Genomic DNA, 14,265 nt, shown 5'->3' on the forward strand with positions numbered 1-14,265 from the left:
ATTATAAATTTAGTCTTTCTATTTTATTAGTTATAGAAAATTCTTTCATTTCGTTTTCTAAATTAGTAAAATCTTCTTTTTTAATTTTTTTAGTGATTTCACCTTTTTTCAGAACTAAAATTTCATCACAATTATCATTTAAAGTCGAAAAAATATGTGAAGAAATAATAACAGTTTTATTTAGTCTTTTTAATTCATGAATAATTGCCGTAATAATCATATTACTTTGAATATCAACACCATTAAAAGGTTCGTCTAAAATAAATAATTCGTTTTTTTGAAGTAAAATTGAAGTTAACGCTAATTTTTTCTTCATTCCGGTAGAATATGTTACTGCATATTGATCTAATGGCAAGTCAAAAATATTTTTATCATCAAAATCTAAATTCTCAACTTTTCGAGCAGTACATAATAATTGTAAATATTCTCGACCAGTTATTTTAGAAAAGAAAAATGATTCTGTTTGTAAAAAACCTAATTTCTCTTTCATTATTCCATATTCGCAAGTAACTTCTCCTTGAAATGATTCTAAACCAGCTAAACATTTAAAAAAAGTTGTCTTTCCTGATCCGTTTTCACCAACAATTCCATACACTTTTCCTTTTTCGAAGGATAAATTCAGATTATTAAGAACTTCATTTTTCCCAAAAGACTTTGAAAGGTTTTTAATTTCAATCATTTTAAAAAGGTATTTAATTTTTTAACCGATTCAAGATATAAATATGGAATAACTAATATTAAAATGGGCGGAAACCAAGCTAAAAAAGCAAGTATTACACCTTCTCTAATGGTTATTTTATCTGGAAAAGCAGCATATTTTGCTAACATGGCTGTAAGAATAAATAAATAACTCAAACACAAAATCCCTATTATTAATGCGTATTCTGTTGGAAAAAAAATCAACAGATTTATAATTATTGGCAAACATAATATTGATGAATAAAGTACTATTATTCTAAATTTATACCGAATAAATTCTTTTGCATTCATTGAATAAATCCAAACAAAATACTTATTTTCTGGTTCTGTGTAAAAAAGTAAACATGTAAATTGTATTAGTAAAAAGGAAAAAATACCTAAACCAAAATTATTTACTTTGATAGCCATAAAACATATGAAAAATGCAAAAATATTGACTAAAAATGTTTTTCTAAAACCAATGCAAAACTCAAAAGGATATTTATAAAAAGGTGTTTTTAGAGTGAATTTAGCCTTGCTATTAAAATTTACAAAAGCAAACAAAAAACTTATTATTACTAATAAAAAACTGAATATCAATTCTTTATAATAAATCAAAAAAAATAAAAAAGGAATTGCTATTAGGAAATTTTCTAAAAGTCTAATCTTTATAAAATCTGCTTTTGTAAAAACACTTTTTAAAAAATTAATTTTACTTTCTTGAGCAATTTTAACGATAAAACTTAACGAAAGAAATGTATAAATTACAGGAGCATATTCAACATCATTAAATAATTTTATAGACAATTGATAAAATAAAAAAACACTTGCTAAATAAACAAGTATTGGGTTTATACCAAATTCAATTAAATGACGATTGGTCATTTTGTATTGTAATTTAAAGTATTCTTTTATCATTTTTTTCAATTTTAAATTTCTGCTTTTTCATAAAACGAATAAAATAGAAAACTTACAATTATTAATCTAACATAAGTAATTATTGGCTTTAAAATCAATCCAAAAGTATATTTTAGATAAAAATCGGTTTGATTTACCCAACTTTCATGATAATTTTCTACAATGTATGCACCAACATATGAAGTGAACAAAAACTGAAATACTTGAGTAATGATATAAAGAATAATAAAAAACTTTATCCATTTTAAATAATCAACATTCGGTTTAATTATCTTTAGGAAGAAATAAAAAGATAAAATATTTGAAATATTGAAAAGTATATCGGTAAACCAAAACTTAAATTTATTATCAAAATTTGTTAGAATAAGTAGATTTTCAAACAAAATTTCAACAGAATATGCAAAACCAGAAATAGCTAACCAAGCAGATAATCCAAATGCAACTAAGAGATAATCTTTTTTAAGATAATTATTTTCCATAATAATTTTTTTCTAAACTTTTCATCGATTTCACTCTTTTACTATACAATCTATTTTTCTTAATTTTCCATTTTTCGTTTACAAAATAATAGTAATATCCTTGCTTTTCTAACATTTCAAATTCAAAGAAATTAAGGTTTGATGATTTAAAATAATAAATTATATCACTATAGCCAACAAATGAAATTTGAAGTTTTTCAAATTTATTTTTTGAAAATTTTACTACTCCTAAAGAATTTGTAGTTTTTCCTTCGATAAAATCATTTCCAATAAATGTTACACAATTGGCGCCTTGAATTGGACCATATCTATCAACTATTTTGAATTCAATAGAATCATTAGGCTTTTCGAGTTCTTTTAATAAAATATATTCTGGTTTTTCATTTGGTTGAATATCACTATTCAGTATTAAATATTTCCCTTCTTTTATCCATTTACCTTTTGTTTGTCCATTTCCAGCTAATCCGGCATACCAATCAAATATAAAAGTACTATCAGGTTTAATTGTAATTGATTCAAAAACATCATAACCACCATCCCAAGAATATTTTCCATAAATATTATTTCTTTTTAAAGAGCAATTTAAAAATAGTAATGAACTTAAAAATAGTGCAATTGTTTTCATTTTTTATTAACATAATTATTTTTTAAACTTAAACCATTTTCCTAGCCTTCTCTAAATCTTCTGGAGTATCAATTCCTATACTTCCGTGTGCTGTTTCAACCATTTTTATGCGCTTTCCATATTCTAAATAACGAAGTTGTTCTAGTTTTTCAGAAGCTTCTAAAGAAAGCATAGGTAAACTGTAAAAATCCAATAAAGCTTGTTTTCTAAACGCATAAATTCCAATATGTTTCATGTAACGAACACCTACATTTTCTTCTCTTGGAAAAGGAATTACCGAGCGCGAAAAATATAAGGCAAAATTTTGTTGGTCTACTATAACTTTTACGTTATTCGGACTGTTAATTTCTTCTTTATCAGTAATTTGAAACATTAATGAAGCTAAGTCTACTTTTTTATCGCTATCTTTTTTGAAAACCTCAATTAATTCTTCCAATGGTTTTTTATCGATAAAAGGTTCATCGCCTTGTACATTTACCACAACATCAACGTCAATATTTTCAACTGCTTCCGCTATTCTATCGCTTCCACTTTCATGTTCTTTTATACTCATTATTGCTTTTCCGTTATGGGCAATAATTTCTTTATATATTAAGGTAGAATCTGTAACTACAAAAACATCGTCAAATAAATTTGTAGCAATTGCAGCTTCATACGTTCTCACAATTACAGATTTTCCACCTAAATCTTGCATTAATTTAGCAGGAAAACGTGTAGATGCATAACGAGCTGGAATAACGGCGATGATTTTCATGTGACTTTGTCTGTTTTAAAATGCTAAGATAAAATGTTTTTGTTTTTTATTGTTCAAAATATTCATCTTTAAATCCTATTAAGTATAATTTTTCTTTAGCACGAGTAATTGCAGTGTATAACCAACGAATATAATCTTTATCAATACCATTTGGTAAATATGGTTGTTCGACAAAAACAGTGTGCCATTGTCCTCCTTGGGATTTATGACAGGTCATAGCATACGAAAACTTTACTTGTAACGCATTAAATTGAGGATTATTTTTAACGTTTAAGAACTTTTTATACTGACTTTCGCCTTCATAATCTTTCATTACTTCATTATATAAAGTATTGGATTCATCATACGTTAATGATGGGGATTCGCTTGTAATAGTGTCTAATAAAAGTTCCACTTCAAACGGAATTTGGTTGGGATAATCAATCATTCTGATTTTTACAGAAGCAAATCGGAAACCATACAATTCTCTAATTTTGAAGATTTCTAAAACCTCAATAATATCTCCATTTGCAATGAAATCGGTATCTTTTGAATCTTTTAACCAAAAATAATTGTTTTTTACCACCATTAATAAATCGCCCGCAGACAATTCTGATTCTCTTGATAAAATGGTAGTTCGAATTTGGTGATTGTATTGATTGGCTCTTTTATTAGAACGAACAATAAAAGCAGTTTCTTCTGGTCCATTTTTATCAAATGAATCATAAATTGCATCTTGAATATCGTAACCATCTTGTAAGCGAACAATATCTTTAAAATCTTTTAATGAAAATTTAAAAGCATCATAAAAATGAGACTTTAATAATTCTCGAAGTTCTGTAGCATTATACAAAATACCGGAAAACTCTTCTTGACGCATTACTTCGTCTAGTTCAATTCCATAAACTTCTTTATCAAAATGCATTGATAATGTTTCGTTATTCAATGCTGGACTAACTTCCATATTTACCGGCGGAAGTTGCGCCGTATCACCTATAAAAATAATTTTACAATTTTGACCTGCATCGACATAAAACATTAAATCATCTAAAAGCGAACCGTTTTCATAGAGTTTAGTTTCCTGATAAGAGTCAGAAATCATTGAAGATTCATCTACAATAAAAATAGTGTTTTTAAACTTATTAGGTTGTAATGTAAAAGAAACACCACCCGACTTACTTTTCTTCGGAAAATAAATACGCTTGTGTATTGTAAAAGCAGGTTTTTGCGAATAATTACTAATTACTTTTGCGGCTCGACCTGTTGGAGCTAAAAGCACATATTTTTTATCGGCTTTTTGAAGATAATTGACCAAAGTAGAAATGATCGTGGTTTTACCTGTTCCAGCATAACCTTTGAGTACAAATAGTTCATCTTTGTTATTACTAATGACAAATTCTGCAATTTTTTGAAAAAAAATATCCTGTTTTAATGTAGGATTAAAAGGAAATTTATCTCGTAACGTTTTGTAAAACAATGCAGAAGTCATTTTAAGATGTTTAGGCTTATAGATTTTTTCAAATATACAGATGATTTTTAGAAGAATTTCTTTTAAGAAGAAAAAAAAATTGTAGATTTGCGTACCTATTAAACTAAAAAATATATACTATTTATGTTAGAACTTGCTATTTATTTAGTCGTTTTGATTGTATTAGTCTTCGGATTAGTAAAATTGATTGATAAATTTGTCTCTCCAAAAGGAAGAACTATTGTTTCTGTTGTATTGTGGATTGTTTCATTATTCTTAGGATATTTAATTTATTCTTCTGTAATGAAGCCTATCGAATTTGAAAAAGCAAAAGCTGATCGTTATGAAATGGCTGTTAATAAATTGCTTGACATCAAAAAAGCACAATCTGGTTATAAAACTGTTTATGGTAAATATGCAGATACTTTTGAAGAGTTGATTCGTTTTATTGAAAACGAAAAATTCTCAATTGTTTCTCGTAAAGATACTATCGTAATTGATGCTGTAAAAAATGCTGCTTTTGGTATAACTACAGACGGAACCGGTGAAGGAGGTTTCTTTAAAGATATTGTAAAAATTGATACTTTAGGAACTGTTAGTGTAAAAGATTCGTTATTTAAAAATACTAATCGCTACAAAAACATGAAAGAAGTTAAAATTGGTGATTTAGTAGTTCCTATTTCTTTGAAAACGTCTAGTATTATTAGAAATGAAACTAAAGTTTCTACTTTTCAATGTATTATTGACAAAAACTTATTATTATCTGATTTAGATCAAGATTTAGTAGCAAGTGAAAATAAAGTAGAAGGAATTGATAAAATTAACGGTGACCAAATTATTTTAGGTTCTTTAGAAGAAGCTTCAGTAACAGGTAACTGGCCTAAAAAATATGGTAGTAACGAATAACGATATTACACAAAAGAATTATAAAAAGTTGTCCATTCAAATTTCTTTGAGTGGACTTTCTTTTTGTGTCTTTGACCTTCTTACAAATACAGTTTTATCTGTTCAGTCTGTTGTATTTACTAAAAATAGTATTATTGAAGAAGCTCTTTGGAAAGTATTTATTGATTACCCTATTCTTACTCAAAATTATGATGAAGTTATTGTTTTACATGATAACAACTTAAATACATTTGTTCCAAAATCATTATTTGACGAAAAATATTTAGGAAGTTATTTACAATATAATGTTAAGGTTTTTGAAACTGATTTATTTAATTTTGATACAATTTCATCAAATGAAATGAATAACGTTTATGTTCCATATGTAAACATCAACAACTTCTTATTAGACCAATACAGTTCATTTAATTACAAGCATAAAAATTCTATTTTAGTAGAACGTTTATTAAATTTGAACAATTCTTTACACGAAAAAGAAGTTTATATTCATTTTCAGTCTAATTATTTTGAAATTATTGTGCTAAAAGGAAATAAATTAATCTTTTTTAACTCATTTGAATACAGTTCGCCTGAAGATTTTATTTATTACATTTTATTTACTTTTGAACAACTTCAATTGAATCCAGAATCTATTTCAGTAAAAATTTTAGGAACAATTTCTAAAGATTCTGACTATTTTATAATAGCATATAAATACATTAGAAATTGTAATTTATTTGACACTTTTATTTTACCATCTACATTTGGTAAATCAGAAGATGAAATAAGAAATCATTTTATCCTTTTTCACGCATGAGAATAATATCTGGAAAATACAAAGGCAGACGTTTAACTGCTCCAAAAAAATTACCCGTTCGCCCTACAACTGACATGGCAAAAGAAGCTTTGTTTAATATTTTAAACAATCATTTTAATTTTACCGAATTAAAAATTCTTGAGCTTTTTGCAGGAACTGGAAACATTAGTTATGAATTTGCATCTAGAGGAAGCGCTCCTATTACTTGTGTTGATGGTGATTTTGGTTGTGTAAGTTATATAAAAAAGATATCAACAGAATTTGACTTTGATATTACAGCTATAAAAAGTGATGCTTTTAAGTTTTTAGAGCGTTGTAAAAGTTCATTCGATATCGTTTTTGCTGATCCACCTTATGGGTTAACACAACAGCAATTTGAAAATATTTCTACTTTAGTTTTTGAGAACAATTTGTTAGATGAAGAAGGAATGTTAATTATTGAACATTCAAAAGATACAAAACTTGAAAAAATGCCGTACTTTTCATTTGCAAAAAGTTATGGTGGAACCACTTTTTCGTTTTTTGAGTTTGAAGTTTCAGATGAAGAAGAGTAATTAACTTTCAAAAATTAAACTGTCAGAACTAGCTCCTAAATCTTTTAGAATTCTTAATATATCTTGAACAAAATCAGTTGGGCCACAAACATAAAAATGTTGACTAAAATCCGCTATGTTTTCAATAAGAAAATTTCTGTCAATTCGTTTTCCTTTAAAACCCACAACACCTTCTCTGGTTAAAACATGAAGAATATCTTGCTTAAACATTCTGTTTAATTCATTAAAAGCAATAATATCTAAAGACGTTTTATTTACAAAAATAAGCTTATTTCCTCTAAGTTTATTTCTCTTATATAAATCCCTAAAAATGGCTAAAAATGGAGTAATTCCAGTTCCTGCAGCGATAAAAATACCTGGCTTTTCAAAGTGAATAGCGCCAAAAATATCATGCAAAATTAATTCGTCGCCTTTGTTTATTCCGGCTAATTTATTGGTAACTCCTTTATGTTCATTGTATATTTTTACAATAAATTCAAGATCTTTTGTTTCTTTTTGATTAGTAAAAGTAAAAGGACGTAATTCATTTTTCCATTCAGGTTCGTTAATAGAAATATTTACTGCTTGTCCAGGAATAAAATCAAAATCTTTAGGTTTTTCAACTACAAAACGTTTTACATCATGGTTAATGAAGTTAGATTCAATTACTTTAACGATATGATTACTCATAAAAAAGATTTAAAATTAAAAAAAGCAGACCTATAAGCCGGATTCTGTATTCCAATAAATTGAAACCCTTATCATTTATCTAGATTTTACATTACTGTAAAACTCAAGCTGCCTACCCTTCAGCATCGAACGAGTCGCCCTTATTTTAGCGAACTAAAAATTGCTGATATACTTGACATTTCACCGCATAGAGTTTACCTGGTTTCACTACAGCATTACCTGTACATACTTTCTGTTGCACTTGTCCTCACCTCTCGGCGGATGGGCGTTACCCATTATGCTACTCTTTGGTGTCCGGACTTTCCTCCCTTTCGATGAATCGAAACGACGATAAGGCGGTCTGCTTTGCAAATTTAAAATTTAGAATTCACATTAATGCTATTTCTCTCATATTATTTGTGAATAACTTTTAGTAATCTTTTAATTCTACTATTTTACAATCTTTAAATTAAATCTATATTTGTAGAACAATAGAAATAATGGAACAGTTTATAGTATCAGCCAGAAAATATCGTCCGCAAACATTTAAAGATGTTGTGGGGCAACGTGCTATAACAAATACTCTATTAAATGCTATTGAAACCAATCATTTAGCACAAGCACTTTTATTTACAGGACCAAGAGGTGTTGGTAAAACAACTTGTGCGCGTATTCTAGCTCGTAAAATTAACCAAGAAGGTTATGATGATCCTTTAGAAGATTTTTCATTTAATGTTTTTGAATTAGATGCAGCTTCAAATAATGGTGTTGATGATATTAGAAGTATTATTGACCAAGTGAGAATACCTCCTCAAACTGGAAAATACAAAGTTTATATTATTGACGAGGTTCATATGCTTTCATCAGCAGCTTTTAATGCTTTTCTTAAAACATTAGAAGAGCCACCAAAACATGCTATTTTTATTTTAGCGACTACTGAAAAACATAAGATTATACCAACGATACTTTCGAGATGTCAAATATTTGATTTTAAGAGAATTACGGTTAATGACGCTAAAGAACATTTAGCCGAAATAGCAAATGAACAAGGTGTAACTTTTGAAGATGATGCTTTGCATATTATTGCTCAAAAAGCAGATGGTGCAATGCGTGATGCTTTATCTATTTTTGATAGAGTGGTTTCTTATTGCGGAAATAACCTTACTAGGCAAGCAGTTACTGAAAATTTAAATGTTTTAGATTTTGAATATTATATCAAAATAACAGATTTGTTATTAGAAAATAAAATTCCAGAATTGCTTATTTCTTATAATGATATCTTAGCCAAAGGTTTTGATGGACATCATTTTATTGCTGGTTTAGCCTCGCATTTTAGAGATTTATTGGTATGCCAAAATCCTGCAACATTAGTGCTTTTAGAATCTGGTGAGCAAGCAAGATTATTGTATCAACAACAATCTGTTAAAGCTTCTCAATCATTTTTACTTCAAGGAATTGAATTGGCTAATGATTGTGACTTGAAATTCAAACAAAGTCAAAATCAACGCTTATTAGTTGAATTATGCTTAATGCAAATTGCCTCTATCAACTTTGATGGAGAAAAAAAAAAGCTAAATCCTATATAATTCCTGCTACATATTTTAGAAATAGTTCTTATTCTATTGTAGAACAGACTTCTAAAGTTGTGAAAAATGAAGAAATCCCTATTCAACCAATTATTGTATCTAATATAGTTGAAGAAGTTAAACAACCTATTTTAGATAAAACTAATATCACTCCTGAAAATAAAAATAAGTCTGAAACAAAAATTTCGGCTTTATCTTTATCAAGTATTAAAGCTAAAAAGGAGTTAGAAGCAAAACAACTTATTCATACTAAACACGATGGAGAATTACCTACAGAAACTTTCTCTGAAACTAACATGTTATTATTGTGGAATAAATTTGCTGCACGTTTAGCTGACCAAAACAAAAGGCTAATGGCAACTTATATGCTAATGAGTAAACCAACTCTAAATTGTCCTATAATAACGATTGAACTTCCAAATGAAAGTACAAAAATAGAATTTGAAGCCGGAAATAATGAACTTTTAGGCTATTTAAGAGGAAAGCTTCATAACCATGACATTACAATTGAAGTAATAGTAAATGAGACGGTAGAAACAAAATATGCTTTTACTCCAGATGATAAGTATGAGAAGCTCAAAAGTATAAACCCTACAATGGAATTACTAAGGAAAGTTTTTGATTTAGATGTATAATAAATAATAGAGCTCTGAATTATCAGAGCTCTATTATTACAACTAACTTTAAAAATATACTATTTTTTTATAAACATATTCGTATAATATTTTCTTCCTTCTTGATCCATTCGAATAGAAATACCATAATGTGTATAATCTCCTTCTAAATTTGCTTTATGACCAGTACTCGCAATCCATGCATTAAGAGCAGCTTGTGGTGTAGAAAACCCAAATGCTACATTTTCTCCAACTCTATAAGCACCTAAAACTTGTTGTAAATTTGTTTTTCTTTCTGTAAAACCATCGTGATTTACAGAATTTGTTGCAATCATATAAGAATTATGTTCTTCTGATTTATACGAAATATGTTCGATAATTTCTAAAGGACTTAAATTATTATCAACTCTATATGTGTTGACTAAATCTAATAATTCTAATTCAATTGAATCGTGAGAATACGATTTCTGAGTTTCTGTTACAGTAGGTGTTGAAACAGATTCTGAATCAGAAGAACAAGAAGTTAAGGTAAATGTTGAAAAAATTAGGGCAAAAAGGATAAATTTTGTGTTTTTCATAATCGTCATCATTTAATGTCTTTTTGTAATTTCAGTAATCAATAAATCGATTAACTGTTTGATTTTCAAGACAAATGTACAACAACTACGATAACATGCAAATATATTCGATGAAATGCATAAAATTTTAACACTTATTTAAAAAACTGACTATCAAGGAGATAACCTAAAGATATTCCAATCGTAATTTTCTGACAATTTATAAACTATTCTATCATGAAGTCTATTTGGACGACCTTGCCAAAATTCAACTTCTATAGGTTTTATAATAAATCCACCCCAATGATTAGGTCTTGGTATAGGTTTTCCTTCAAATTTTTGTTCTAATTCTTTTAATTCATTTTCAAGAAAGTCTCTATTTGGAATAACTTCACTTTGTGAGGATGCTAAGGCGCCGAGTTTACTTCCATCTGGTCTAGAATCGAAATAATTATCTGATATAATTTCTGAAGTTTTTTCAGCAATTCCTTTAATAATAACTTGTCGTTCTAAGGATGTCCAGAAAAAAGACAAACAAACATTTGGATTGTTTAAAATAGCCTTCCCTTTTTGAGAATTATAATTTGTATAGAATATGAAGCCTTCTTCATTATATTTTTTCAATAGCACTACTCTACTTTTTGGAAATCCATCTAAACCTATTGTAGAAACAGTCATTGCATTAACTTCATCAACTCCTCCAAAATCTTCTACTTCATGAAACCATTTATGGAATAAATTAATTGGATCTTCAGGAATTGAAGTCTCAACTAATTCACTTTTTTCGTATGATTTTCTATATTTTCCTAAATCTTTCATGATTAATTATGTTTTGATTTTTAATTAACTAAAATTAAATTGCTTTCCATCATTAGCTAAAAGGATTGGTTTAAAAATACTTTCTCCTTCTTTTTTAAATAAAGAAATATCTCCATAACGTGTAGAATAATGTCCCATTAGCAAAGTACCAACATTGGCTTTTTTAGCAATTAATGCAGCTTCTTTTGCTGTTGAATGCATTGTTTTAGATGCCAAATGATTTTCAGATTCTAAAAATGTTGATTCGTGATATAAAACATCTACATTTTTAATTATTGGAATAATTGATTCATTATAAAGTGTATCGCTACAAAAAGCATAACTTTTTTCTTTTTCTGGGCTAAAAGTAAGTTCTTCGTTTTTTATTTCTTTACCATTTTCTAAAGTAATATTTCCTCCGTTTTTAATTTTTGCAAAATAACATTTTTCAATATTATATTCTTCAACTGCTTCAATATTTAACTTGCGATGTGTATTTTTTTCTTTAAAAAGATAACCATTTGTATAAACTCTATGTTTTAAAGGAATTGTTTTAACTGTTACATTATCATCTTCAAAAACTAAAACACTTTCGTTACTTTCTAATTCATGAAAATATAAATTATATCCTGTGTAAGAATTTGATAATTTTAATTGTAGTAAAATGATTTCTTTAATTCCTTTTGGACCATAAACATGCAGGTCGTTTTCTCTATTTAACAAAGTAAAAGTTGAGATTAAACCTATTAATCCGTAAAAATGATCGCCGTGTAAATGAGAAATGAAAATTCTATTTATGCGCGAAAATTTAATTTTATGTTTTCTAAGTTGTACTTGAGTTCCTTCTCCACAATCTATTAAAAACATTTGATTTTTAATTTCAAGTACTTGAGAAGTGGGATTGGTAATTGTTCTTGGAGTAGCTGCATAACAGCCTAATATAGTAAGTTTCATTTTTTTTAATTGATAATTGATAATTGACAATTATCAATTTTAAAATCCTAAATCACGCTCAATTTCATCCATTTCAATCATATCATGTGCTTCAAGTACTGAAGGAACAACAATAATTGAACTTGTAACTTTATTAAAATCGATATTATCTGCAACAATAACTAAAGATTTTTTTGCTTTAATATGCTTTTTTGAAAGTTCTTTAAATATATCTAAATCTTTTTCTTTAATAGAACTATCATGACTAATATCTAAAATAAGGTTTTGAGAAGCATAAGTAGAATATTGACTTGAAATATTTTCTACAAAAGCTTTAACATCTCCTTTAGTTTCTTTTATAATCGTTGTATGACCTTTTTGCTCTACTTTCATAATATTTAATCTATTGAAGCTAATTTATGAATAATTATTTAATTTTTGATGCCAATAAGTAAATAACTGCCATTCGTATAGCAACACCATTTTCAACTTGGTTTAAAATTACCGATTGTGAAGAATCTGCAACGTCTGAAGTAATTTCAACACCTCTATTTATTGGACCAGGATGCATAATAACCACTTCCTTATTTAAGGAATCTAATAATTCTTTTGTAACCCCATATTGTTGCGCATATTCTCTTGTAGAAGGAAAATAATTAACATCTAATCGCTCGTTTTGAACGCGAAGCATATTTGCCACATCTGCCCATTCAAGCGCTTTTCTTAAGTTTGGTTCAACTTTAACACCTAAAGACTCTATATGTTTAGGTAAAAGTGTTTTTGGTCCGCAGACTTTAACCTCTGCTCCTTGCATTTGAAGTGCAAATATATTAGATAAAGCAACTCTTGAATGCAAAATATCACCTACAATTACCACTTTTTTTCCTGCTACTTCTCCCAAACTTTCTCTAATTGTATAACTATCTAGTAAAGCTTGTGTAGGATGTTCATGAGCACCATCTCCAGCGTTAATAATACTTGCGTTAACATTTTGAGATAAAAAATGAGCTGCTCCCGGATTGCTATGTCGCATAACAACCATATCTACTTTCATAGAAAGTATGTTATTTACAGTATCTATTAAAGTTTCCCCTTTTTTAACTGAAGATTGTGCTGCCGAAAAACTAATGACGTCTGCAGAAAGTCTTTTTTGAGCTAATTCAAATGATAATTTAGTTCTTGTACTGTTTTCGAAAAAAATATTAGCAATTGTAATATCTCTTAGCGAAGGAACTTTTTTAATAGGTCTGTTGATTACTTCTTTAAAATGATCGGCAGTTTCAAAAATTAAATCAATATCATCTTTTGTGATGTATTTTATTCCTATTAAATGATTTACAGATAAAGTTTTCATTTATGTTGTGTGTTGTTGTGTCTTATTTTATTACTTCGATTAAAACCAAATCTTCTCCTTCATTTTCTTTCCATTTTACAATAACTCTTTCGTTGTTAATTGCATCGACTTGTCTTCCTCTATAATCGGGTTGTATGGGTAAATGACGACTAAATCGTCTATCAATCAAAGTTAAAAGCTCAATTTCAGAAGGCCTTCCAAAAGATTGAATTGCTGTTAATGCTGCTCTAATACTTCTTCCTGTATAAAGTACATCATCGATAAACACTACTTTTTTATCTTCCACTACAAAATCAATTTCAGTTTTATTAGCTTCTAATGTTTTATCGCCTCTTCTAAAATCATCCCTAAAAAAGGTAATATCCAAATAGCCAACTTGGATAGATTTTATACCATACTCCTCTTTTAATAATGAAGATAAGCGTTGCGCTAAATATTTTCCTCTTGGTTGAATTCCTATTAAAATAGTATTTGAAAAGTCTAAATGATTTTCTATTAATTGGCAAGCCAAACGATGTAGAATGATATTGACTTCTTTTGCAGTTAGCAATACTTTTTGACTCATTTGTAGTTGTGTTGGTTCAGCAAATTTAAAAATTTATTTCGCTATAATGGATA

18 protein-coding genes and 1 other RNA gene are annotated in these 14,265 nt (G+C 27.9%); 5 read left to right on the forward strand and 14 right to left on the reverse strand.

Translation table 11 applies throughout. The features are described from left to right. Window position 1: 1 nt before the first annotated feature. The 6 genes from OLM55_RS10110 to OLM55_RS10135 are packed head-to-tail and all read right to left on the reverse strand — an operon-like array spanning window position 2 to window position 4,922. Window positions 2–679 carry an ATP-binding cassette domain-containing protein gene (locus OLM55_RS10110; RefSeq protein WP_264558783.1) on the reverse strand — a complete coding sequence of 226 codons (678 nt, stop codon included), beginning with the start codon at window positions 677–679 and terminating at the stop codon, window positions 2–4. Next, window positions 676–1,596, reverse strand: coding sequence for a hypothetical protein (locus OLM55_RS10115; RefSeq protein ID WP_264558784.1), 921 nt, complete (start codon window positions 1,594–1,596; stop codon window positions 676–678). The genes OLM55_RS10110 and OLM55_RS10115 overlap by 4 nt, the downstream gene beginning before the upstream one ends. An 11-nt stretch (window positions 1,597–1,607) precedes the next feature. Next, on the reverse strand, window positions 1,608–2,075 hold the full coding sequence (locus tag OLM55_RS10120; protein WP_264558785.1) for a hypothetical protein: 468 nt from the start codon (window positions 2,073–2,075) through the stop codon (window positions 1,608–1,610). Continuing rightward, window positions 2,065–2,700, reverse strand: coding sequence for a hypothetical protein (locus OLM55_RS10125; protein WP_264558786.1), 636 nt, complete (start codon window positions 2,698–2,700; stop codon window positions 2,065–2,067). Before OLM55_RS10125 ends, OLM55_RS10120 begins: the two co-directional genes overlap by 11 nt. A 28-nt stretch (window positions 2,701–2,728) precedes the next feature. Further along, window positions 2,729–3,454, reverse strand: a complete 726-nt coding sequence (gene kdsB / locus OLM55_RS10130) for a 3-deoxy-manno-octulosonate cytidylyltransferase (protein WP_264558787.1) — start codon at window positions 3,452–3,454, stop codon at window positions 2,729–2,731. A gap of 46 nt (window positions 3,455–3,500) precedes the next feature. Next, the gene (locus OLM55_RS10135; protein ID WP_264558788.1) at window positions 3,501–4,922 is read right to left on the reverse strand and encodes an ATP-dependent DNA helicase; all 1,422 of its coding nucleotides are present in this window, start codon (window positions 4,920–4,922) and stop codon (window positions 3,501–3,503) included. A gap of 123 nt (window positions 4,923–5,045) precedes the next feature. Here OLM55_RS10135 and OLM55_RS10140 point away from each other — a divergent pair, with 123 nt between their 5' ends. The 3 genes from OLM55_RS10140 to OLM55_RS10150 are packed head-to-tail and all read left to right on the forward strand — an operon-like array spanning window position 5,046 to window position 7,157. After that, complete coding sequence (locus OLM55_RS10140; RefSeq protein WP_264558789.1) at window positions 5,046–5,807, forward strand: hypothetical protein; 762 nt, start codon at window positions 5,046–5,048, stop codon at window positions 5,805–5,807. Next, entirely contained in the window at window positions 5,791–6,603 is an 813-nt protein-coding gene (locus OLM55_RS10145) for a DUF3822 family protein (RefSeq protein ID WP_264558790.1), read from the forward strand. Before OLM55_RS10140 ends, OLM55_RS10145 begins: the two co-directional genes overlap by 17 nt. Continuing rightward, window positions 6,600–7,157, forward strand: coding sequence for an RsmD family RNA methyltransferase (locus tag OLM55_RS10150; RefSeq protein WP_264558791.1), 558 nt, complete (start codon window positions 6,600–6,602; stop codon window positions 7,155–7,157). Before OLM55_RS10145 ends, OLM55_RS10150 begins: the two co-directional genes overlap by 4 nt. On the opposite strand, the gene OLM55_RS10155 is transcribed toward OLM55_RS10150, so the two are convergent. Both OLM55_RS10155 and rnpB read right to left on the reverse strand, forming a co-directional pair. Continuing rightward, window positions 7,158–7,826: an FAD-binding oxidoreductase gene (locus tag OLM55_RS10155; RefSeq protein ID WP_264558792.1), complete on the reverse strand. Its 669-nt coding sequence runs from the start codon at window positions 7,824–7,826 to the stop codon at window positions 7,158–7,160. Window positions 7,827–7,843: 17 nt separating this feature from the next. Further along, an RNA gene (gene rnpB / locus OLM55_RS10160) (RNase P RNA component class A) lies at window positions 7,844–8,173 on the reverse strand. A gap of 132 nt (window positions 8,174–8,305) precedes the next feature. Here rnpB and dnaX point away from each other — a divergent pair. Together dnaX and OLM55_RS10170 are read left to right on the forward strand one after the other, a co-directional pair. Beyond that, window positions 8,306–9,391: a DNA polymerase III subunit gamma/tau gene (gene dnaX / locus OLM55_RS10165; RefSeq protein WP_264558793.1), complete on the forward strand. Its 1,086-nt coding sequence runs from the start codon at window positions 8,306–8,308 to the stop codon at window positions 9,389–9,391. A 59-nt stretch (window positions 9,392–9,450) separates the two neighbouring features. Next, the gene (locus tag OLM55_RS10170) at window positions 9,451–10,026 is read left to right on the forward strand and encodes a DNA polymerase III subunit gamma/tau (protein ID WP_264558794.1); all 576 of its coding nucleotides are present in this window, start codon (window positions 9,451–9,453) and stop codon (window positions 10,024–10,026) included. A 59-nt stretch (window positions 10,027–10,085) separates the two neighbouring features. Here the strand turns inward: OLM55_RS10170 and OLM55_RS10175 are convergent, their stop codons facing one another. The 6 genes from OLM55_RS10175 to pyrR form a co-directional block, all read right to left on the reverse strand. Continuing rightward, window positions 10,086–10,583, reverse strand: a complete 498-nt coding sequence (locus tag OLM55_RS10175; RefSeq protein ID WP_264558795.1) for a CAP domain-containing protein — start codon at window positions 10,581–10,583, stop codon at window positions 10,086–10,088. Window positions 10,584–10,736: 153 nt separating this feature from the next. Next, a complete protein-coding gene (gene pdxH, locus OLM55_RS10180) occupies window positions 10,737–11,381 on the reverse strand; it encodes a pyridoxamine 5'-phosphate oxidase (protein WP_264558796.1) in 645 nt (214 codons plus the stop codon). A 24-nt stretch (window positions 11,382–11,405) separates the two neighbouring features. Continuing rightward, window positions 11,406–12,314 (reverse strand): ribonuclease Z, encoded by a 909-nt coding sequence (locus tag OLM55_RS10185; RefSeq protein WP_264558797.1) that lies wholly within the window; start codon window positions 12,312–12,314, stop codon window positions 11,406–11,408. Between the two features lie 39 nt (window positions 12,315–12,353). Continuing rightward, window positions 12,354–12,686, reverse strand: coding sequence for a ribonuclease Z (locus OLM55_RS10190; protein WP_264558798.1), 333 nt, complete (start codon window positions 12,684–12,686; stop codon window positions 12,354–12,356). Window positions 12,687–12,720: 34 nt separating this feature from the next. Then, on the reverse strand, window positions 12,721–13,647 hold the full coding sequence (locus OLM55_RS10195) for an aspartate carbamoyltransferase catalytic subunit (protein ID WP_264558799.1): 927 nt from the start codon (window positions 13,645–13,647) through the stop codon (window positions 12,721–12,723). Window positions 13,648–13,669: 22 nt separating this feature from the next. After that, window positions 13,670–14,212: a bifunctional pyr operon transcriptional regulator/uracil phosphoribosyltransferase PyrR gene (gene pyrR, locus OLM55_RS10200; RefSeq protein ID WP_264558800.1), complete on the reverse strand. Its 543-nt coding sequence runs from the start codon at window positions 14,210–14,212 to the stop codon at window positions 13,670–13,672. Window positions 14,213–14,265: the final 53 nt, after the last annotated feature.

It is taken from the genome of Flavobacterium sp. N2270, assembly GCF_025947225.1.
Lineage (GTDB): Bacteria > Bacteroidota > Bacteroidia > Flavobacteriales > Flavobacteriaceae > Flavobacterium.